Here is a 20,193-nt window from a genome sequence, read left to right on the forward strand (position 1 = left end):
ATGTGCATTACGTAAGAGAGTGGTTTTCTGGAACGACATGGGTGCCTGCAAGGCGATCCATCACGAGGGCAGTCGCATAGACCTGAGTCTCCGGGCTATGTTCATTGATCGTCATCTGGAGAAACTCCTTCGTGAGGTTTCCGAAAAGCATGGTCACATTGGAGTCCATGCCAAGTTGACATGCTTGGCGGATGTCCTTGTAGAGGAGGCCGAGGGTGAAATTTGATGCCAGCTTGCCACTCAGCACATGTGGTCTAACCAGCTTTTCCAGATAGAAGTTCCTGGCCGCACCCGCGGTCATGATGTCCACAATCGTCTCTGCTCCGACGCCATTCTTGACCGCCAACGCCATGCATTCCATGGTGACAAATCGCTGTGCTGCAGAAACCAGGTTGTTTGCCAGCTTCGCAACGTGGCCTGCTCCCACGTCCCCAGCGTGGAAGATGTTGGGGCTGATAGTCTGGAGAAGCGGCAGCACTTTTTCGTACTGCAGTTTGGTGGCGCCCAGCATGATTGCAATGTTTCCAGCGCGAGCCCCAGTAGGACCTCCGCTAACCGGCGCGTCGATCAACTCCACACCCCGAAGCGCTAGTTCAGCTGCCATGGCACGCGTGGCCATAGGGTCACCAGACGTTTGATCAACCAATAGCGTGCCTTCACGCAACGAGCCGAGCAGTCCGTCAGCACCAAAAATCACAGTGCGGACAATGTCTGAAGTTGGGAGGCACATCAAGATGATGTCGCATTGTTGGCCGACGTCTGACAAGGAGGTGGCGGAGACTGCCCCTTGCATCACCATTTTTTGCACTGCGGCCGTATTTGCGTCGTAAACGAGCAGCTCGTGCCCAAGTTGCAGGCGGGCTGCCAGTGCGCTGCCCATGTTGCCTAGTCCGATGTATCCGACTTTCATTTGTGTCCGATCGCAAGTTGTATTGCCGACGTGGCAAAGGTTAACCATTACCCCATTCGATGATTATATCGATAATGTTGTCGGAAAAGCAAGTGCGGTCTTGGCGAAAGCCTGTGTTCACATCCGCTTTCTCTTGGGGCGATCGACAGGCCGGTCAACAATGCCGGCAAATTCTGGGAGGGAGGCTGGTGAGGTAGGGCGGAACCCGTGCTTCTATTGGCGTTCCGTTGGCTGGGGAGGCACCCAAGGGCGGGAGCTGGACGGTCGCGCTGTCTTCCTGCAGACTTTGCACGCAGTTCGAACCTTAGGAGGTCCCAGCCGAGGGCATCAGGCTTGAGCGATCAACGGCTCAATAACGAGCGTTCTTGCATACTCTTCTCTACCGAACGAGATATGTCGCGCACATACCTCCGCCAACTTGACATTGTCGCCATGCTTGAGGGCATCGATGACAGCCCAATGATCACGTCCGGCACGCTTGCGCCGCTCTTGGTCAGCTACGAACCGTATACGCACCGGTTGTGCCTGCAGCGCGAGTAGTTCGACCTGATCCGCCAAAAGCCGATTCGGGCAAGCAGAGAAAAGTGTTCGATGGAACTCATCATTCAACATGTGGATGCTGTGCCAGTCACCGCGCTGCGCTGCGCTGTCGTACGCCTTCTGGATGCGTGTGAGCTCTTTAATGAGCGCAGCAGAGGGCGGCATGGGGATGCGAGATGCAGATTCTCTCTCCAATATTTCGCGCATTTCATAGAGGTCGAGCACCTCTTGCGGGCTGTAGCTCCTGATGCGGGTGCCACGATTTTCGGTCCTTACCGCCAGCCCGCATGAATGCAGCTCTTCCAACGCGCGGCGGACTGCGTATCGAGAGACGCCGAAGCGAGTCATCAACTCGTCCTCGAGAAGGTGCTCCTTGGGTTGAAGACGCCCGTAGATGATGTCCTTCTTCAGTTCTTTCAGGACGACTTGCCAAGTGCGCTTCTGGGCTTCGGCTGCGGTATCGGTAGGCTTGAAATCCTTCATGGCGTCGGTAGACCTAAAAATTTAGTGATCGCCCCAGTTTCTGGAGCATTTTGCGAGCGCAAGGCACAGGCAACCGGCCGTCGCAACGGAACGTCGATCCAGGGGATGATAGATGGCCCGCCAGTGCTTCGGCCGATGTCCTCCATCCAATGGCTTTTCGCGGGAGGGCGCCACCGCAGCTTGGAAGTCCAAGGATTTGACCGCCTTCCCTCTGGTTTGAGACGATGAGCAACGCATATCGCATCCGCTTTTAATGGTTGACTTTTAACCAAACACCTTTAACATGGGTTGCAGACAAGGATGAGGGACTTGAGATGTACCTTGCGAAGGCGAAAGTCAAACTTTTCTGAAACTAAGAAGATGCCGTTTTGGTCCTGAGCTCTTATCGAAACCTTTTCAAGTGCCTTGTGCTTTATGAAACCGAATCATCATGCAACCTCTTGCGGATGACGCCCGAGCCGGAGTACCCATGATCGATGCTGCTGTGGGTTCGCGCGTCGCGCCAACGATCGAACGAGAGGAACTCCACTTCCGCCGAATCGACATGTGTGGTTACCGAAGAAGCGACGGCCTTTACGAAGTCGAGGGGCGACTTGTTGATCGCAAACCGTACGACATGCCAATGCGAAACGGTGGCCGTGTCGTTCCCGCCAATGAGCCGATCCATGATTTGGGCGTTCGGCTCGTTTTCGACAAAGAGATGACGGTCCAAGAAGTCTCCACCTTCACGGAGGCGGCCCCATACGCGGAGTGCCCTGCCGGCGGTGAAGCGCTCAAATCCTTGATCGGGCTTCGCATTGCGAGTGGATGGGGTCGTGAAGTTAGAGCCCGCCTCAAGGGAGCACCGAGTTGCACGCATTTGCTGGAGTTGCTCGTCCCCTTGGGCACTACAGCTTTCCAATCCCTGGGCGTCGTGGTATTCGCGGAACCTGAGGCCAGGGACCCCAGTGGGCGCCCGCTCAAGATTGATAGTTGCTACGCATATCGGGCAACAGGTGAACTAGTGCTGCGGCAGTGGCCCACTTTTCACATCCACAGCGTGCAATCCTCAGACGAGTAGCGCGCAGTCGAACAATACGCGTGATGGATGCGAGGCACAAATAGCTGAGCTGAAACCCGAACTTGCATCCAAGAGCGACATCTGGGAGAAGCGACGATAAGGGCGAGAACACGAGTTGGCGATAAAAAACATCGTATCGCGCAGCAGAAGCGAGTCTTAACTGTAAGGTCGGTTTGGTCAGGTGACGTGGTGGACGTGCTTGGGGAACATGAATGCATCAATGCCTTCATGGCCACCCTCCGTGCCGTAGCCACTGTCTTTGAGGCCTCCGAATGGAGCTTCGACTTGTGAGATGGCGAAAGAGTTGATGCCAATCCCGCCGGCGTGCAGTTCATCTGCAACCCGCACCGCTGTGGCGGCGGAGCTGGTGAAGCCGTAAGCAGCAAGGCCGTAGTTCAGACGATGTGCCTCGATGAGCCCTTCTTCGATGCCTTCAAATCGTGTCACGAGCGCAAGCGGACCAAACGGTTCAATGTGCATTGCCTTTGCTGCTGCTGGCATGTCGGCCACCAAAGTTGGTCGCAGGAAATTGCCCTGCTCGCGCGCCCGCCGACCGCCTGCAACGAGACGACCACCCTGGGACAGAGCGTCTGTTACCAATTCTTCGATGGCGTCAACGCGCCGCGAATTGGCCAAGGGACCCATCTGACTGCTTGACTCCAGGCCCGGGCCCACAATCAGGTCATCCATCGCAGCGCCAAAGCCCTTGACAAACTTGTCGTGGATACCCGCTTGGACGATAAACCGGGTTGGCGAAGTACAAACCTGCCCAGCGTTGCGAGTCTTCCCCTGAATGCAAGTAGCAATGGTTCTTTCGAGATCCGCGTCGTCAAACACCAGCACCGGCGCATGCCCACCAAGCTCCAAAGTGCAAGGTTTGATCCCTTCGGCGGCCAGCAGCCCTAGCTGCCGCCCGACAGCCGTTGATCCAGTGAACGTCACCTTCCGGATGACTTCTGAACGAATGAGATGCGCCGAGACCTCGGCCGGGACGCCGAAGACAACATTAAGCACGCCCGGAGGCAAGCCGGCATCGGACAACGCTTGAGCCAGTGCAAGTGCTGAGGCCGGCGTTTCTTCGGCGGGCTTAATGATTACAGTGCAGCCGGCAGCGAGCGCTGGAGCAATCTTGCGGGCAGGGACTGCACCTGGAAAGTTCCACGGGGTAAAGGCAGCGACTGGTCCGATCGGTTGGGGCAGCACCATCTGCCGCGCGCCCCGCATGCGCTGGGGCATCACGCGTCCGTTTGCGCGAAGCGCCTCGGCAGCGTACCAATCAAAATTTTCGGCAACGTACGCGATTTCAATCAAAGAATCTGAAAGCGTTTTCCCCTGCTCCAGCGTCATGAGGCGCGCCAAGGTCGCACTGCGTTGACGAATGATGTCAGCAGTGCGACGCAATATTGCTGCGCGTTCGATCGCCGGGGTGTAGCGCCATGATTCGAATGCGCCTGCACTTGCCTGCAATGCATCATCGAGATCCTGTTTGCTGGCGCGCGGAACCTCTGCCAACACCTCTCCGGTTGCCGGATTGCGCACCACTCCACATGAGCCGTCACCGCCCGGGCGAAATTTCCCCGCTATGAAGAGGAGGGGGGCTTGATACGTTGTGCTGGGCATATCCACTGTAAGGTCCTTCTATTGATACGTACTGCTTGAGTCGACGGTGACTCGGGCTTAGAGGTCCGCTTTGAGCGCTTCCCGCATCTAATGATCAACTCGGTGGCACACGGCTTCGCTCAACCAAGGTGTGCCTGTAGAGTGCTCTTCGACGCGCGTTGAATCAGGTCAATGACAGGTCGGGCAGGGCTGGAGCGCGCCGCGGCGGACGCCTCGTGGCCCGAGCCCTTGCAACGTCCAATCACAACGTTCGTCTCTGTCATCACGATTTGTCTCCATGAATGAAATCGGACGGACCCAAGTGCCCGTCTTGGAGCTAGACAAGCCCGATACTAACTAAACATTCTTAAATGTCAACCATTAACCATATGGAGCGTGTCCCCGTAACAAAGCGCAACAAATCGCAAGCTGGAAGGTCCTGCTGGCGTAAGATCGCAATAGGCGACGTGAGTGAGCGCCTCCGGCTTCGGAAGCCTCTTGATCAAACTGAAGGATCATTGCATGTTTCAGTGCTGCTCCAGTGGTTACCCAGTTGGCTTATGAATTATTGGCTAAACAATGGTGCGCCATGCGCCGCCTTGAGTCCTGCTTCCCAACCTCTGAGGAGTTTCCGAAATGTCGTTGTCAGTCCCAGAAAGGAAGCCTACGTGGCTTATCACGGGGTGCTCCAGCGGACTGGGCAGCGAGCTGGCAAGCGCCGTATTGGCCGCTGGATGGAATGCGGTTGTCACGGCCCGCGATCGTTCCGCGCTACAAGGGCTTGCCGCGGCGTTCCCCCACTCGGCCCTCCCTCTTGCACTGGACGTAACGGATTCCAGTCAAATAGTTGAAGTAGTTCGGGCGGCAATAGCTCGGTTTGGGCAGGTTGACGTACTTGTCAACAATGCCGGACATGGGTTCCGCAGTGCTGTTGAAGAGGCAACTCAGCCGGAGCTGGATGAACTTTTCGCTACCAATTTCTTCGGGCCGGTGGCTCTCATTAGGGAGGTGCTTCCGGGAATGAGGGCGAGACGAAGCGGCGCCATCATCAATGTCTCATCGATGGCTGCCCGTCATGCCGCGGCCGGGTCAGGGTTTTATTCGGCTTCGAAATGCGCCTTGGAAGGTATGTCCGACGGCTTGCGCAAGGAGGTAGGTCCGCTCGGTATCAAGGTGATGGTTGTCGCGCCGGGCCAATTCAGAACAAACTTTTCGGGGCGCTCCCTTAGACAGTCGAGATCAGCAATACCTGACTACGCAGACACCGCCGGCCGGCGCCGCAAAGAGCGGGAAACTTCTCATGGAAATCAGCCTGGCAACCCTCTGCTGGGTGCAAAGGCGATCATCGATACGATCGGTGCCGACGACGCACCATTCATGCTGTTCTTGGGACGAGATGCAGTAAAGGTGGTCAGCGCATCAATAGATGCCCTGAAGGCGGACATCACGAGGTGGGCAGCTGTTAGCGAATCAACCGACTTTTGAAAGAATGCTCCTCAACGCGCCGAGCACTTGCCGCCAGTGCTCAAACGCGCTGTCTATGAGCATAGATGCGGGAGGACGAGTTCTTCGTCCTCGATCACCTCGGTCAGCATGGGCAAACCTTCGGGCTGTCGATTACGCCAAGCAGGAAGGCGACGAAGGCGGGAGCGACCGCCGTGGCGGCGTTGCCGCTGATCCCCAAAAGAACTGATTTTCGTCAAGGGGGGGCCGCGAGTGCCGAGGCGGTGCGGTCGCCGCGATGGCCTTCAGGAAACCGCTCCTCGCACGGTTGGGACTCTCTCATCTTTTTCCGCGCGACGCGTGCCCACGGTTGCAAGTGTCAGATCCTGGGCATCTCGCCCAAGCAACTTTCATACGTCGCTGCGTCTTCGGCTGGCGTCAACAGCTTTGATGTCTATCAGTGCACGGTGCGATGTCGGCACGAGGCCCAGGCCGACATGCACGGCCTCGATGCGTGAGCTCACTCCGAGTTTCTCGAAGATGTTCTTGAGATGCCACTTTATTGTTTCGGGAGCCAGGCGCAATGCGCGCCCGATTTCCTTGTTCGAAAGACCGCGGGACATCTGATCGAGAACCTCGAACTCACGAGCGCTTAGAACCGCATCGGCGCAGACACGCGCAGCGGGTGTCGCCGCCGGGACTGACTTGACTTCATTGAATGCGGCTTCGAGCCGATCGAGAAAACCTGCTTCGATCCCCGCATTCGCACCGCTGCGTCGCCAATCGCGAAGCAGATCAAGTAGAGGCTCGCCTTCGTCCACGAAGCTGCCAATCAATTCGTTGCGGTGGGCGTACCGCAGTGCGCGATCGAGCGAAGCCAGTGCTGCGGCGCTGCCCTCCGATTGCTCGTGCACCAGTGCCAAGGCAAGAAGGATTGAACTACGAGCTTCCAAATACGCCATACCGGTGGCGGACAATTTGCCACGTAAGTCGTCGAGCAAAGCGACGGCCTCCTTAATACGACCTGTGGCGATGTAGATTCGAGCCTGCATCTCACAATAGCTTGCCCAAGTCTCGATAAATGTGCCCGTTGGAAAGGGATGTTGCCGCGGCATTGCTGCCAGAAGCGCTTCTCCGGTTTCCTGCGCCCGCTCCAGTTGGCCATTGCGCAGGTATAGTCGAACGGCCTCGGCATCGCATCCCGCACGCAAACGCAGCCATTGGCGCGAAATGGCGATTTGGCGGGCTTCCTCGATGAACAGCAGCGCCGCGTCGTAGTCGCCGACCCGAGCGTAAAGGCGAATTGCCGCACGACAGTAGCGCAGCAGCGAGCCCAGGGGACTTGCCTCTAGCGCGATGCTTGAATAGCCGGTAACCAACTGCCAAGCCCGGGGCAAGTCATTTCGCTCGTAATAAAGCACCGCCAGGTATCCCGCCGGCACGGCCGCCGCAGCCGAGTCCCGCCCCACGGCGTTCTCTGCGTGCTTGAGCGCAGACTCAAGGATCTGGACCCCCTGCGCGAGTTGGCCTTCCAGCAGTGCACTGAGCCCGAACAGGCTTTCCCTATAGATTTCGCCAAAGATCGGACCTTGGGTGTGCTCACCTTTAGCCACCGGCGAGAGCTCCATGCGTCGCACCTCGTCAAAGCGGCCTTCGTACATCAAGCCCGCAAGTTGCGCGACATCTGCGAAGCTTCTTTCCCACGGCGTCGCGGCTCCCTCCGCCGCTGCCAAGCGACCGAGTTCGAGCGCCTTCGGAATATCGTCGGACAAGACACCAATCATCGCGCTGACTGCATATGTCCCGGCCGCAAGCGTCGGGTCTGCATGGCGACCGGACGGGGTCCTGTGATCAATCTCCGCGAAGTCTGTCGAAAGTTCATGCACCACCCGGGTCGCTTCAGAAGTCTGTAGTGACAGCGCCAGCGCCCATGCCTTTGTCAACTGTAGCTTCGGTCGCCCCTTCATCAGATCATCGGGCAGCTTGCCGATCCAGCCCAAGACTGTTCGCACGTCAGCGCGAGCCACCAGTTCCATAGCAAATTGCTCGACCCATATCGCAGCTTGCTGCAACTCTCCTGCGGCGAGGGCATGCCGTACCGCCTCCGGCCAGAGATTCTCGGAAGCAAACCAGCGGCTGGCCCGGCGATGCAGTCCCGGTTGCTCATCAGGCAACTGCCTTTCAAGCCGGTGGCGCAGTGCATCGGCCATCAGTGCGTGATACCGGAACCAATGGCGTTTCTCGTCCAGAGCACGGATGAACAGATTGTGCTGCTCCAGCCAATCGAGCTTCTCCCAACTGCGCGCACCGGTCCCCATGATGGCGTCACACACGCCACCGCTCAACCGATCGAGAATGGACGTGCGAAGCAGAAATTGCTGCATCGGCGGGGGAAGTTGTGCGAGGACCGTATCGTTCAAGTAGGCGTCGATTTCGCCGCGCACCCCAGTGAGATCGCGGGCGACCTGTGCGGCATCGTTTGATCGACCCAATGCGATCGACGCAAGTCGCAGCCCGACCGCCCAGCCCTCGGTGGCGTTGGTCAACAGTTCCACGCTGCGTCTGTCAAGAGAGGCACTGGTCGCGACCGAGAAGAAAGCGTGCGCGTCATCTACTGAAAAACGCAAGTCGGTTGCATCGAGACGCAGCAGTCGCTCGGTGGTTGAGAACTGACCCAAGGAGAGAACGGGTTCGCTCCGAACGCCAAATAGCATGTGGAAGTTCTCTGGTCCGTAGCGCAACATTCTCGAGAGGGTTGCCCGCACCGGTGCCGACGTGAGGCGATCAACGTCGTCCAGCACGAGGAAGACCTGCCGACTTGAGGCTCCGATTTCGTTGAGGAGAACCGACACGACCGTTTTTGCCGGCGTCAGCGGGTCGTTGCTCAGGAGGTCCGCAGCGTGGTGACCAACGCCGCCCGGGCCTTTGCAAAGCGATGCCACGATGTAAGCCCCAAACTGCTGGAGTTCGTCGTCCTCGTGGTCGAGGCTAAGCCACGCCATATGGTGCTGTTTGGCCCGCATTTCTTCGCACCACTCAGCCAGCAGTGTTGTCTTGCCGAATCCTGCAGGTGCCATGACCACCGTTAGACCGCGGTCCTCTGCGCCTTCCAGTCGTGCCAGCAGTGCCGTACGCGATACACGTCCGCGCGGAGCCCGTGGCGTCACCATCTTGGTGTGGATCAGCGAGCGACGCCAACTCTGCGAGGCAGTGTCGGGAGAGGTGGACATATCAGTTGCGCAGTAAGACAGGTCGTCGAATGTCGACGTCCACCATCAGGAGCGTAGACCCCTTTCTGTTGTGGGTTCTCGGTACATCCCCTAACCCCGTCCCGTCGAGTTCTCGGCCACTGCCCGCTGTCGGCGACTGAGCGCTGCAGCGAGCCCTTCCGCGTGCCTGATTGAGAAAAGCGCAGGGATCGGTTCATAGATTTCCCAGGCGCGGTCATTGAGCGGATGTACCACGAAATCTTGGGTGACCGTAACTGCGCCCCGGGTCTGCAGATCAATGCGCAAAACTGCGTGCCTTGCACGGTTTGCGACATCAAGGATCCAACACAAAAAATCGATCGGGCGGTTCTCGAAAGTGGGCCTGCCCCAACTATCTCGGCCCCCGATACGGACTTGCGGCCCACTTCACTTTTCTGCATCGCCCCCCGACGGTCTACCCGGTCGGGGGGCTACATCGCAAGGCAAAGGCACCTAGCCTTGCAGGATGCGGTCGCAAGTGTGATCGCTGCCGACGACCTCCGGCTCGACCCCCGCCCACAACAGGAGACACGATGCACCGCATAGACGTTCACAAGCTGGTTGACGAGGCCAAGTTCAATCGCTTCCATGGGCTGGTTCTATTCTGGGGAATCTTGATTTTGGTGCTCGACGGCTACGACCTCGCCGTCGTGGGCGCCGCGCTGCCGACCATCATGAAGCAAATGGGGGTTGATTCGACGACAGCGGGCTTCATGGCGAGCTCTGCGCTGTTCGGAATGATGTTCGGCGCGATGTTTCTCGGCACCTTGGCAGACAAAATCGGCCGACCCTTGACCATCTCGATCTGCATCGGGCTGTTTAGTGTATTCACGGCTGCGGCAGGCTTGACTAATGATCCGATCACCTTCAGCGTGACGCGCTTTATAGCCGGCCTCGGCATCGGCGGGGTCCTGCCTGGGATCACCGCGCAAATGGCCGAGTACGCCCCGCTCAAGCTGCGCGCGCGAATGGTGACGATCATGTACTCGGGCTACTCGGTCGGCGGCATCCTGGTTGCCCTGGCCGGCAAGCAGTTGATAGAAACCTACGGCTGGCAATCGGTGTTCTTCGCCGCCGCCGCCCCGGTGCTGCTGATTCCGCTGATCTTGAAGACGATGCCGGAATCTATGCCGTTCCTTATCAAGAGGGGCCGCGAGGCCGAGCTGCGCCAGATCGTCGCGAAAATTGCTCCCCAGTATCCCTTGCATGCGCACGAGCAGTTCGTAGTGCCCGCGGAGGACAGGGCGGTGGGCGCGCCGATCGGCAAGCTGTTCGACGATGGTCGCGGCTTCAGCACGGTGATGATATGGATCGCCTTCTTCATGGGGCTGTTCATGGTGTACGCGCTCAGCTCATGGCTGACCAAGCTGATGGCACTCGCCGGCTATAGCCTTGGCTCAGCCCTGAACTTTGTCCTCGTGTTCAATGTCGGCGCAATCGTCGGCGCTGTGCTAGGCGGCTGGCTGGGTGACAAGTTCAACCTCAAGTATGTGCTGATTGCCTTCTATGCGCTGGGAGCGGTCTCGCTGACCCTGATGGGATACACCAAGTCGACTGAGCTTTTGTTCGTGGTGGTCTTCATCGTCGGCGCTTCAACGCTCGGCACGCAACTCATCGCCTATGCCTACGCCAGCCAGTACTATCCGACCGCCATCCGCTCGACAGGTGTCGGCTTTGCAACAGGCATCGGCCGCGCCGGAGCCATCCTCGCGCCCATCCTGATCGGCGCGCTGGTCGCATTGAAGCTGCCGCTGGAACAGAACTTCATCGCGATTGGAATAGTTGGCTTGCTGGGAATGCTCGCGGTCATGTTGATCAATCACAGCCGCTGCGCATCGACCCACCACCATGACCAAGACAAGGAAGACACGCACGAAACTGGGGCGGCGCCGAGCGCACACGCTAGATCGGCCGGCTGACCGCCGCGAGATTTCAAAATAAGCACGTTGGCTATGTCGTCACACATACCCGCCGCAAATGACGGTTTCGCACTCAAACGCCCATCTGGAACCCGCATGAACTACGAACACGTACTCACCGCTGTGCACGGCGACGGCGCACTGCGCGCCGGTGTCATCACACTGAACCGTCCGAAGCAGCTCAACGCGCTCAACGACGCTTTAATGGACGATTTGGGCGCTGCACTGAAGGCGTTCGACGCCGACGATTCAATAGGTTGCATAGTCATCGCTGGCAGTGAGCGCGCGTTCGCTGCGGGGGCTGACATCGCCGCAATGGCGGGCCTCGACTATATGAAAGCCTATAAGTCTGGCCTTATCTCGCGCAACTGGGAGACGCTGTGCGGCATCCGAAAACCGGTGATCGCCGCAGTTGCCGGATTCGCCCTCGGCGGTGGCTGCGAACTAGCGATGATGTGCGATTTCATCATCGCCGCTGACAACGCAAAGTTCGGCCAGCCCGAGGTCAAGATCGGCATGATCCCAGGCGCAGGTGGCACGCAGCGCCTGCCTCGCGCGGTGGGCAAATCCAAGGCGATGGACATGACGCTCACCGCGCGAATGATGGATGCCGCCGAAGCGGAGCGCGCGGGTCTGGTCTCGCGTGCGGTTCCACTCGACAAGCTGATGGAGGAGGTGCTCGGTGCCGCCCGGGCGATTTGTGCATCGAGCCTGCCGAGCATCATGATGGCCAAGGAGTGCGTAAATAGCGCCTTTGAAGGCCCGCTTGCCGAAGGCATTCGGCTCGAACGGCGCTTGTTCCATTCGCTCTTCGCCACACAGGATCAAAAGGAAGGTATGACAGCCTTCCTACAGAAGCGCCCACCAATCTTCGCGCACGTTTGAGCATCGCCTTCGTTGCCTAGGTTAGTTAAAGGCTCAAAGGCATCCAATTTCAGAGCGCGCCGGAAGAGCTAGGCAAACAGTCGGACTGACCAACTTCATCCCACCATTTCTCAAGGAGAGTTTCATGCAGATACAGGATCGCGGATTCATCGTCACCGGAAGCGGGTCTGGCCTCGGAGCAGCTACGGCGCGCCGGCTGGTTGCCGGTGGTGCGCGGGTGCTGCTTGTTGATCTGAACCGCGACGCGGGCGACGCACTAGCCGCCGAGCTCGGCCCGAACGCTCGCTTTGCGGCGGCCGACGTAGCGGATGCTTCGAGTTCCGAGGCTGCGGTGGCGCGTTATCGCACAGACTTCGGTGCGCTGAATGGCCTCATCAACTGCGCCGGTGTGGCGCCGTCGGAGAAAGTTCTCGGCCGCGAAGGTCCGCATAAGCTGGACACGTTCGCTCGCACGGTGCAGATCAACCTGATCGGCACTTTCAACATGGTGCGGCTGGCCGCGGCTGCAATCGCTGAGTCGACGCCTGATGTCGACGGCGAGCGCGGCGTGATCGTCAACACCGCCTCCATTGCTGCCTTCGACGGGCAGATCGGTCAGGCCGGCTACGCGGCATCAAAAGGTGGTGTGGTGGCGATGACGTTGCCCATCGCGCGCGAGTTGGCGCGCCACGGCATCCGTGTCGTAACCATCGCGCCGGGGATCATGGAGACGCCAATGATCAAGGCGATGCCGACCGAGGTGCAAGACTCACTCGGCCGCATGGTGCCATTCCCCTCGCGACTAGGCCAGCCGGACGAGTTTGCCCGACTGGTGGCGCACATCATCGACAACAGCTATCTCAACGGTGAAGTCATCCGTCTCGATGGTGCGATCCGCATGGCCGCCAAGTAAACCAACCGCACACACGGACGGAGAAACCCATGATTTGTACCCCCGAGCAAGAAATGATCCGCGACGCCATGCGCGACTTTGCGCAGGAGCGGCTCGCGCCGTTCGCGGCCGAATGGGCCCGCGAACACCGGTTTCCGAAGGAAGCGCTGCGGGAACTCGCAGGCTTGGGCGCGATGGGCATGGTAGTACCTGAATCTTGGGGCGGTGCCGGGCTTGACTATGTCTCGCTGGTACTGGCGATCGAGGAGATCGCTGCCGGCGACGGTGCCACCTCGACGATCGTGAGCGTCCAGAACTCGCTCGCCTGCGGCATCACGATGAACTACGGCAATGAAATGCAGAAAGACCGCTACCTGCGCCGACTCGCCAGCGGGGAGTGGCTCGGCTGTTTCTGCCTCACTGAGCCCCATGTTGGCTCGGACGCCGCAGCGCTAAGCTGCCGGGCCGAGCGCGATGGCGGTCACTGGGTGCTCAACGGCGTTAAGCAGTTCATCACGACAGGCAAGTACGCACAACTGGCGCTTGTGTTCGCGGTCACCGACAAGTCGGCAGGCAAGAGGGGGATCTCGTGCTTCCTAGTGCCCACCGACACCCCCGGCTACATCGTGGCTCGCATCGAAGAGAAGATGGGCCAGCATGCCTCGGATACCGCACAGATACTTTTTGAGAATTGCCGCGTGCCAGCCGACCACCTCCTCGGTCGAGAGGGCGAGGGCTACAAGATCGCATTGTCGAACCTGGAGGCGGGGCGCATCGGCATCGCCGCGCAGTCGATCGGCATGGCCCGCGCCGCACTTGACGCTGCGGTCAAGTACGCAAAAGATCGCGTCGCGTTCGGGGTGCCCATCGTCGAGCACCAGGCTGTGAGCTTTCGACTGGCCGACATGGCCACCAGCATCGAGGCGGCGCGCCAGCTGACGCTGCATGCCGCGGCGCTAAAGGACGCAGGACGCCCCTGCCTTAAAGAAGCGTCAATGGCCAAGCTGTTCGCATCGACGATGGCCGAGCGTGTGTGCTCGGATGCGATCCAGATCCATGGCGGCTACGGCTACGTGAATGACTTCCCGGTCGAGCGCATCTACCGTGACGTCCGCGTCAGCCAGATTTATGAGGGTGCTTCCGACATCCAGCGTTTGGTAATCGCGCGCGCGGTCGTCGCCGGATGAGGATGTCACGGCAACCCACCCACGAAGGCTTGGCCTCACTCATAAGGAGCAACGATGTCAGTGCGTGACCAATACCAGCAGAAGCGGCGATCGCCGCATGAGGCCATCGACGAGGTGCACCACGGTGACGTGATTGTTGTTCCGACTGGCGCGGGCGAGCCGCCGGCATTGTTGAAATCCCTGTCGGAGCGTCGACGCGAATTTCACAATGTCAAAGTCGCGCAAATCCTTCCCCTCGGGAGCTATGGCTACTTCGACTCCGAAACGGTTGAGCATGTCCGTCACCTCAGCTATTTTCTTGGCGGTGCGTCGCGGCCGGGCGCGCAGCAAGGTTGGATCGACACACTTGCGAATCACTTTTCCGAGCTACCGCAGATGATCCGACGCGGGTTGACGCCCGCCGATGTCGTGTTCAGTGTTGCCTCGCCGATGGACGCGCACGGCTATTTCTCACTCGGCCTCGCGCCCGATTACACGATGGCTGCCATCGAGCGCGCCCGCGCGGTCGTGCTGGAAGTAAATCCGAACGTCCCGTTCGCCTACGGCAACTGCCATATACATATCTCGCAAGTTGCAGCGCTGGTCGAAAGCGACAACGCGATACAGGAGGTCGGCCTGCCGACGATCGGGCCGGTGCAACAGGCGATCGGCAGCCGTGTCGCGGAGATGATCGAGGACGGGTCAACGCTGCAGATCGGCTATGGCGGTATTCCCGATGCTGTCGTGATGCAGCTCACTCACAAGCGCGATCTGGGTGTGCACACCGAGATGATGGGCGACGGCCTGCTGTCGCTGATTGAGTGCGGTGCAGTGACCAATCGGTCCAAAAACTATCTGCCCGGCAAGACCGTCGCGACGTTCGCCCTTGGCTCCGCCAGACTCTACCGCTACATGGATCGGAATCCGGCCTTTGAAATGCATCCTGTGGACTTCACCAATGATCCGGCCCTGGCAGGGCGAAACGACCGCCTGGTTACGATCAACGCCACGCTGCAGATTGACCTGTCCGGACAATGCGGCTCGGAATCATTGGGGCCCAAACCATATTCAGGGACAGGCGGGCAAGCCGACTTCGTTCGAGCGGCCAACCGCTCCGAGGGTGGCAAGTCTTTCATCGTGCTGCCTTCAACGGCCAAGGACGGCGCTATTTCGCGCATCGTGCCGACGCTTGATTCCGGAACACTCGTTTCCACGAGCAAGAACGACATCAACTACGTCGTCACCGAGTACGGCGTCGTGCAACTGCGCGGCAAGTCGATGCGAGAGCGTGCCCGGGCCCTTATCGGCATCGCGCATCCGGACTACCGGCCCAGGCTCGAAGAGCAAGCCGCGCGCATAGGCTTGGCATGAGTTCCACGCCCTTTGTTTACGACATCTCGCCGCTATGACCCTTACTTGGAGACCCGTATGAACCATTCTTCCGACCCCATCGTCATTGTTGGCGCCGCCCGCACACCGCTGGGCGGTTTCCAAGGCGATTTCGCCTCGCTCGGAGCGGCGCAACTTGGCGCCCATGCGATCCGCGCGGCCGTCGAACGCGCGGACCTCGATCCCAATGCCGTAGACGAGGTGCTGATGGGCTGCGTGTTGCCGGCCGGCGTTGGTCAGGCACCGGCGCGTCAAGCCTCAATTGGTGCAGGACTGCCGCTTGCCGCTGGGTGCACCACGGTCAGCAAAGTCTGCGGCTCCGCGATGAAAGCGACGATGCTCGCACACGACGTGGTCGTCGCCAGCAGCCAGCAGGTAGTGGTAGCCGGCGGAATGGAATCGATGAGCAACGCGCCCTACCTGCTGCCCAAGGCGCGGTCCGGCATGCGTCTGGGCCACGGCCAGGTCGTTGACCATATGTTCTACGACGGCCTCGAGGACCGCTACAGCACGGCGACCAACGGCCGACTGATGGGCGCGTTTGCAGAGGACTGCGCGCGCCACTTCCGCTTCAGCCGGGAGGAGCAGGACGCTTTTGCCACAACCTCGACGCAACGCGCCCAACTCGCCATCCGCGAAGGTCGCTTCGATTGGGAGGTTGTCGGCGTCCCGGTGCAGGGTCGCGGCGGCCAAAAGCTGATCGCGCAGGACGAACTGCCGATGAAGGTGCAATTGGACAAGGTCTCGACGCTAAAGCCCTCCTTTGCCAAAGACGGCACGGTGACGCCCGCAAACTCGAGTTCGATTTCTGACGGCGCAGCGGCCTTGGTATTGATGCGCCAGTCCAATGCCAAGCAGCGTGGCTTGACTCCGTTGGCGGTGATTCGCGGTCATGCCACCCACGCTCAAGAGCCGCAGTGGTTTACCACTGCGCCGGTTGGCGCGATACAAAAAGTCCTGCAGGTCACAGGTTGGCAGGCTGGCCAGGTGGACCTTTGGGAAATCAACGAGGCTTTCGCTGTCGTCACTATGGCAGCGATGCGCGAATTGTCGTTGCCGCACGACCGTGTCAACGTGAATGGCGGCGCCTGCGCGCTCGGTCACCCGATCGGCGCCACGGGCGCGCGCCTCGTAGTCACGCTGCTTGGCGCTCTGCGCCAACGCGGCGCAAGGCGCGGCGTTGCCAGCCTGTGCATTGGCGGTGGCGAGGCCACGGCACTGGCAATTGAACTCGTCTGAGATCAAAGACTTTTATTGCGGGAGACCTGATATGAGCAAGCGAGATGTGGTCGTGCTGTCAGCCGTGCGTTCGGCGATTGGCAGCTTTGGTGGTGGCCTGTCGCATCTGGAGCCGCACGAACTCGCCGGCACAGTGATGAAGGAGGCCGTCAAGCGTTCAGCCGTCGACCCGACGCGGATCAACTACGTGACGGTCGGCAATTGCATTCCGACCGATTCGCGGTTCGCCTATGTCGCGCGCGTTGCGTCAATCCAGGCCGGCTTGCCGATGGAGTCGGTGGCGATGGCAGTAAACCGTTTGTGTTCGTCGGGGCTGCAAGCCATCGTGACGACTGGACAGAATATTCTGCTCGGTGACTGCGACTACGGCATTGGCGGAGGTGTCGAGGTGATGTCTCGAGGCGCGTACCTGTCACCTGCGATGCGCAGCGGCGCGCGCATGGGTGACACGATGTTGATCGACAGCGTGGTGGCGACGCTGACCGATCCCTTCGGCGTCGGTCATATGGGCATCACCGCAGAGAACCTTGCGGCGAAGTGGAATATCTCCCGCGAAGAGCAGGACGCGCTCGCCGTCGAGTCGCATCGGCGCGCCGCAGCTGCAATTGCCGAAGGGCGCTTCAAGTCGCAGATCGTGCCGATCGTCAAACAAACGAGGAAGGGCGAGGTGATCGTCGACACCGATGAGCATGTCAAGCCAGACACAACCGCCGAGGCGCTGGCAAAAATGAAGCCGGCGTTCAAGAAGGATGGGAGCGTGACCGCTGGGAACGCATCGGGCATCAACGACGGCGCGGCATTTCTTGTGCTCGCCGACGCGAAGGCAGCCGAGGCCGATGGAGGCAAGCCGCTCGCACGACTCGTATCGTATGCGGTGGCCGGCGTGCCGAATGAATTCATGGGCGAAGGGCCGATCCCGGCAACCCGGCTGGCGTTGAAGAAGGCAGGCCTCGCGTTCAATCAACTTGACGTCATTGAATCGAATGAAGCCTTTGCAGCTCAGGCCATCGCCGTAGCCCGTGCGCTCGATTTCGACATGGGCAAGGTCAATCCCAATGGCGGCGCCGTCGCGTTGGGCCATCCCATTGGATGTTCTGGAGCCTTCCTAGCGACGAAAGCGATTCACGAACTGCACCGTCGCGGAGGGCGCTATGCGTTGGTGACGATGTGCATCGGAGGTGGGCAGGGGATCGCTGCTATATTCGAAAGAATGTGACGACGCAGTTTCTCAGCCTAGTTGGGGAACGTGAAGACGCTGTTGGCCTGAGCACGTGGTTGACGGAGCCTGTCCTGATTCTTGTGTTCGAGGCACGCCAAGTTCTGGATGAAGGTGTTCAACGACCTGAAGACCCGCGGCGTCAACGACATCCTCATTGCCGTCACCGATGGCCTCTGGCCGCCCCCCCTCCTTTGATGAGAACACGGTGTCGATCTGTCGCCTAGGCTCGCTGCATCACATCCGAAAGAGATGTTCTTTGCCAGCGCGAACTGACAGGCCCGTTGATATGAAAAAGCGATCGATCGCTGCGCGCCACTTGCCACACCAATGGCTAGCAGGGCTCGGCGCAGGTCGCTGCTAAGCGCAAAGAGGGGGGTGTGAGAGAAGTCTGCGGAACTGTGTAGGCGCCCCCAAATGAATGCCAAGAACTGACCTCATGCCAGCTACTCTCAAGAAGACACTCGAGAGGGCTTCGACGGCGCCATCGGCTGCAAAAGGAAGCTCGACTCAGAAGAAAGATCGTGGAATCAAAGTAGGCCTTGACCGCTTCGAGAAAATTCTTCGTCTTGCTCTCCGACGTAGCGTCATCTCCTGACGAAATGATGAATGGAGGAGGGTTCATCCTCGGCGTCCCGAATCCTTCATCTCCTCGATCAAGGCGTATAGCGCGGGGGCCAGCGATATACGCTCCGTTGGGACGGTCGGATTTCGCAAAACGTAGATTGAAATGCGATGCATTGAACGGTTCAACACGCTGGTGCGTTTGGCTACGAACTGTCGTCACCGCCGCTTTTTACTGGGGGGCGAATCGTCCGCCCAAATGGTATTGTGAAGGTCTCGCTCCTCGCTCCAGTGCCTAGACATGTCCGACATAGCGCGGCAGTTCTCCACTGGCGGCAACACACGTCTGCTCGGGATCGCCAAGCGCGGCAACAGCTATCTGCGGCGGTTGTTCATCCAAGGCGCTCGCGCCTTGTGGGTCTGGAAGGACAAACATCCGTACGACCTGCTGCAATCTGGCTGATCGAAGTTGGCCAGCGTCGTCGCGCCCACGTGGCCGTCTGTGCGTTGGCTAATAAGCTAGCGCGCATTGCTTGGGCCGTCATGAGGACCGGTTGCGACTTCGCGTCGCACTATCGACGGCCGCCGATGGCAGCAGCCACGACGAACTGACAAGGTCTGGATTTATCCGCAGCTCGCGCAGCACTGAGCATGGCGCAAACGACCATCCGTCGCTCCTGCCAACCCGTCTGGACTTCGGGCGCCTGAACGCCTTTGCATTAATCGGGACAGGAGCGCGCGGCTTCATCATGCAGGCCAAGGGTCAGACAGATTGAGACCACGACAGGCCGGAGAGATAAACGCGAGCGTTCTACGCCACAAGTTTGGAACTTGCGGGTTTGGGGCGGACCATAGAATCCATGCTCCAGTGTTGGTTCGGCCCCATGGCTCCCGGATGCAGGCGCAGAGCACTTTGATCGCGCGCTTCGCTCTTCTGATACCAGACCAACGGTCGCAACAACGACAGCCGGCACGACCGCCGCACACTCACTTCATAGCGCTCCTGTATCCAAGCTGCCAGCTCGCGCCGCGTGGCAGCCTTCAGAGCTTTTTTCTAACGACCTCCTGCAGGATCTGCTTGTCCAGCGTCAGGTCGGCGCCGATGCGCTTCAGGCGCGCGTTCTCATCCTCGAGCATCTTCAGGCGCTTGAGCTCGGTGACGCCCAAGTCACCGAACTTCTTCTCTTCTTCTTCCGCGTGTAGTACGTCGCCTCCGACACGCCGATCTGGCGACACACATCGACGACGGGCGTGTCCGAATCGGCCAATCGCAGCGCGTAGGCGATGTGCTCTTCCGAAAATCTCGACCTCTTCATTGCTTCTCCTTGCGCCCCCTCGGGACTGAAAAGTCCGGAATTCGGGGGAGACGTCAAAAGCTGCAGTACACACGGACGAATTCAAGGTCGAGGCGGTCCGACTGGCGGAATCGGTTGGCAGCCACGAGGCGGCACGCCAGCTCGGCGTGCCCGTGCCAACGGTGGGCAACTGGAAGCGGCGGCGAACCAGCACAAACCCTAATTCAGAAAGGTCAATGGTTAACCTATCATTTCCCACGATTTGCGATGTTTGCTTGGCAATGGGCGGCGGCCGGCAACTCAAAACTTCATCACAACCGGGTCGGGCGCTTGCCAAGTCTGAATCACAACCCTTGTTAGGAACGA

Annotated in this window: 16 protein-coding genes and 3 pseudogenes; 13 read left to right on the forward strand and 6 right to left on the reverse strand. The window is 59.6% G+C overall.

Going from position 1 to position 20,193, the window contains the following annotated elements:
- Positions 1–7 precede the first annotated feature (7 nt).
- Together QTI66_RS29330 and QTI66_RS29335 are read right to left on the reverse strand one after the other, a co-directional pair.
- On the reverse strand, positions 8–910 hold the full coding sequence (locus QTI66_RS29330; protein ID WP_286563794.1) for an NAD(P)-dependent oxidoreductase: 903 nt from the start codon (positions 908–910) through the stop codon (positions 8–10).
- Positions 911–1,237: 327 nt separating this feature from the next.
- Positions 1,238–1,933: a GntR family transcriptional regulator gene (locus QTI66_RS29335; RefSeq protein WP_286563796.1), complete on the reverse strand. Its 696-nt coding sequence runs from the start codon at positions 1,931–1,933 to the stop codon at positions 1,238–1,240.
- Between the two features lie 544 nt (positions 1,934–2,477).
- Here QTI66_RS29335 and QTI66_RS29340 point away from each other — a divergent pair.
- Positions 2,478–2,993, forward strand: a complete 516-nt coding sequence (locus tag QTI66_RS29340; protein ID WP_353506232.1) for a DUF2889 domain-containing protein — start codon at positions 2,478–2,480, stop codon at positions 2,991–2,993.
- A gap of 177 nt (positions 2,994–3,170) precedes the next feature.
- On the opposite strand, the gene QTI66_RS29345 is transcribed toward QTI66_RS29340, so the two are convergent.
- Positions 3,171–4,613 (reverse strand): NAD-dependent succinate-semialdehyde dehydrogenase, encoded by a 1,443-nt coding sequence (locus QTI66_RS29345; RefSeq protein ID WP_286563832.1) that lies wholly within the window; start codon positions 4,611–4,613, stop codon positions 3,171–3,173.
- A gap of 615 nt (positions 4,614–5,228) precedes the next feature.
- Here QTI66_RS29345 and QTI66_RS29350 point away from each other — a divergent pair.
- Complete coding sequence (locus QTI66_RS29350; protein ID WP_286563798.1) at positions 5,229–6,077, forward strand: oxidoreductase; 849 nt, start codon at positions 5,229–5,231, stop codon at positions 6,075–6,077.
- 368 nt (positions 6,078–6,445) lie between these two features.
- Here the strand turns inward: QTI66_RS29350 and QTI66_RS29355 are convergent, their stop codons facing one another.
- Positions 6,446–9,112 carry a winged helix-turn-helix domain-containing protein gene (locus QTI66_RS29355; protein ID WP_286563799.1) on the reverse strand — a complete coding sequence of 889 codons (2,667 nt, stop codon included), beginning with the start codon at positions 9,110–9,112 and terminating at the stop codon, positions 6,446–6,448.
- A 378-nt stretch (positions 9,113–9,490) separates the two neighbouring features.
- Here QTI66_RS29355 and QTI66_RS29360 point away from each other — a divergent pair, with 378 nt between their 5' ends.
- The 10 genes and pseudogenes from QTI66_RS29360 to QTI66_RS29405 all read left to right on the forward strand — a co-directional run.
- Positions 9,491–9,829, forward strand: coding sequence for a 4Fe-4S dicluster domain-containing protein (locus QTI66_RS29360; protein WP_286563800.1), 339 nt, complete (start codon positions 9,491–9,493; stop codon positions 9,827–9,829).
- Positions 9,817–11,202 carry an MFS transporter gene (locus QTI66_RS29365; RefSeq protein ID WP_286563802.1) on the forward strand — a complete coding sequence of 462 codons (1,386 nt, stop codon included), beginning with the start codon at positions 9,817–9,819 and terminating at the stop codon, positions 11,200–11,202. Before QTI66_RS29360 ends, QTI66_RS29365 begins: the two co-directional genes overlap by 13 nt.
- Positions 11,203–11,298: 96 nt before the next feature.
- Positions 11,299–12,087: an enoyl-CoA hydratase gene (locus tag QTI66_RS29370; protein WP_286563803.1), complete on the forward strand. Its 789-nt coding sequence runs from the start codon at positions 11,299–11,301 to the stop codon at positions 12,085–12,087.
- Between the two features lie 124 nt (positions 12,088–12,211).
- Complete coding sequence (locus QTI66_RS29375; RefSeq protein WP_286563805.1) at positions 12,212–12,979, forward strand: SDR family NAD(P)-dependent oxidoreductase; 768 nt, start codon at positions 12,212–12,214, stop codon at positions 12,977–12,979.
- Between the two features lie 29 nt (positions 12,980–13,008).
- On the forward strand, positions 13,009–14,145 hold the full coding sequence (locus QTI66_RS29380) for an acyl-CoA dehydrogenase family protein (RefSeq protein WP_286563807.1): 1,137 nt from the start codon (positions 13,009–13,011) through the stop codon (positions 14,143–14,145).
- A 54-nt stretch (positions 14,146–14,199) separates the two neighbouring features.
- The gene (locus tag QTI66_RS29385) at positions 14,200–15,495 is read left to right on the forward strand and encodes an acetyl-CoA hydrolase/transferase family protein (RefSeq protein ID WP_286563808.1); all 1,296 of its coding nucleotides are present in this window, start codon (positions 14,200–14,202) and stop codon (positions 15,493–15,495) included.
- 57 nt (positions 15,496–15,552) lie between these two features.
- Entirely contained in the window at positions 15,553–16,752 is a 1,200-nt protein-coding gene (locus QTI66_RS29390; RefSeq protein ID WP_286563809.1) for an acetyl-CoA C-acyltransferase, read from the forward strand.
- A 31-nt stretch (positions 16,753–16,783) separates the two neighbouring features.
- A complete protein-coding gene (locus tag QTI66_RS29395; RefSeq protein WP_286563810.1) occupies positions 16,784–17,968 on the forward strand; it encodes an acetyl-CoA C-acyltransferase family protein in 1,185 nt (394 codons plus the stop codon).
- 96 nt (positions 17,969–18,064) lie between these two features.
- Positions 18,065–18,145: pseudogene (locus tag QTI66_RS29400) on the forward strand (transposase); the annotation flags it as partial.
- A gap of 706 nt (positions 18,146–18,851) precedes the next feature.
- Positions 18,852–18,950: pseudogene (locus QTI66_RS29405) on the forward strand (transposase); the annotation flags it as partial.
- Positions 18,951–19,573: 623 nt separating this feature from the next.
- Here the strand turns inward: QTI66_RS29405 and QTI66_RS29410 are convergent.
- Both QTI66_RS29410 and QTI66_RS39635 read right to left on the reverse strand, forming a co-directional pair.
- A complete protein-coding gene (locus QTI66_RS29410; protein ID WP_286563811.1) occupies positions 19,574–19,699 on the reverse strand; it encodes a hypothetical protein in 126 nt (41 codons plus the stop codon).
- Positions 19,672–19,848 (reverse strand): transposase, encoded by a 177-nt coding sequence (locus tag QTI66_RS39635; protein WP_353506230.1) that lies wholly within the window; start codon positions 19,846–19,848, stop codon positions 19,672–19,674. The genes QTI66_RS29410 and QTI66_RS39635 overlap by 28 nt, the downstream gene beginning before the upstream one ends.
- A gap of 68 nt (positions 19,849–19,916) precedes the next feature.
- Between QTI66_RS39635 and QTI66_RS40120 the strand changes: the two are divergent.
- A pseudogene (locus tag QTI66_RS40120) lies at positions 19,917–20,027 on the forward strand (transposase); the annotation flags it as partial.
- Positions 20,028–20,193: the final 166 nt, after the last annotated feature.

It is taken from the genome of Variovorax brevis (assembly GCF_030317105.1).
In the GTDB taxonomy this organism is placed as follows: Bacteria; Pseudomonadota; Gammaproteobacteria; order Burkholderiales; family Burkholderiaceae_C; genus Variovorax; species Variovorax brevis.

What these genes read in the sequence shown, in the direction of transcription:
- QTI66_RS29330 (WP_286563794.1), bottom strand. Translation starts at nt 910, where the DNA reads ATGAAAGTCGGATACATCGGACTAGGCAACATGGGCAGCGCACTGGCA.
- QTI66_RS29335 (WP_286563796.1), bottom strand. Translation starts at nt 1,933, where the DNA reads ATGAAGGATTTCAAGCCTACCGATACCGCAGCCGAAGCCCAGAAGCGC.
- QTI66_RS29340 (WP_353506232.1), top strand. Translation starts at nt 2,478, where the DNA reads ATGTGTGGTTACCGAAGAAGCGACGGCCTTTACGAAGTCGAGGGGCGA.
- QTI66_RS29345 (WP_286563832.1), bottom strand. Translation starts at nt 4,613, where the DNA reads ATGCCCAGCACAACGTATCAAGCCCCCCTCCTCTTCATAGCGGGGAAA.
- QTI66_RS29350 (WP_286563798.1), top strand. Translation starts at nt 5,229, where the DNA reads ATGTCGTTGTCAGTCCCAGAAAGGAAGCCTACGTGGCTTATCACGGGG.
- QTI66_RS29355 (WP_286563799.1), bottom strand. Translation starts at nt 9,112, where the DNA reads ATGGCACCTGCAGGATTCGGCAAGACAACACTGCTGGCTGAGTGGTGC.
- QTI66_RS29360 (WP_286563800.1), top strand. Translation starts at nt 9,491, where the DNA reads ATGTACCACGAAATCTTGGGTGACCGTAACTGCGCCCCGGGTCTGCAG.
- QTI66_RS29365 (WP_286563802.1), top strand. Translation starts at nt 9,817, where the DNA reads ATGCACCGCATAGACGTTCACAAGCTGGTTGACGAGGCCAAGTTCAAT.
- QTI66_RS29370 (WP_286563803.1), top strand. Translation starts at nt 11,299, where the DNA reads ATGAACTACGAACACGTACTCACCGCTGTGCACGGCGACGGCGCACTG.
- QTI66_RS29375 (WP_286563805.1), top strand. Translation starts at nt 12,212, where the DNA reads ATGCAGATACAGGATCGCGGATTCATCGTCACCGGAAGCGGGTCTGGC.
- QTI66_RS29380 (WP_286563807.1), top strand. Translation starts at nt 13,009, where the DNA reads ATGATTTGTACCCCCGAGCAAGAAATGATCCGCGACGCCATGCGCGAC.
- QTI66_RS29385 (WP_286563808.1), top strand. Translation starts at nt 14,200, where the DNA reads ATGTCAGTGCGTGACCAATACCAGCAGAAGCGGCGATCGCCGCATGAG.
- QTI66_RS29390 (WP_286563809.1), top strand. Translation starts at nt 15,553, where the DNA reads ATGAACCATTCTTCCGACCCCATCGTCATTGTTGGCGCCGCCCGCACA.
- QTI66_RS29395 (WP_286563810.1), top strand. Translation starts at nt 16,784, where the DNA reads ATGAGCAAGCGAGATGTGGTCGTGCTGTCAGCCGTGCGTTCGGCGATT.
- QTI66_RS39635 (WP_353506230.1), bottom strand. Translation starts at nt 19,848, where the DNA reads ATGAAGAGGTCGAGATTTTCGGAAGAGCACATCGCCTACGCGCTGCGA.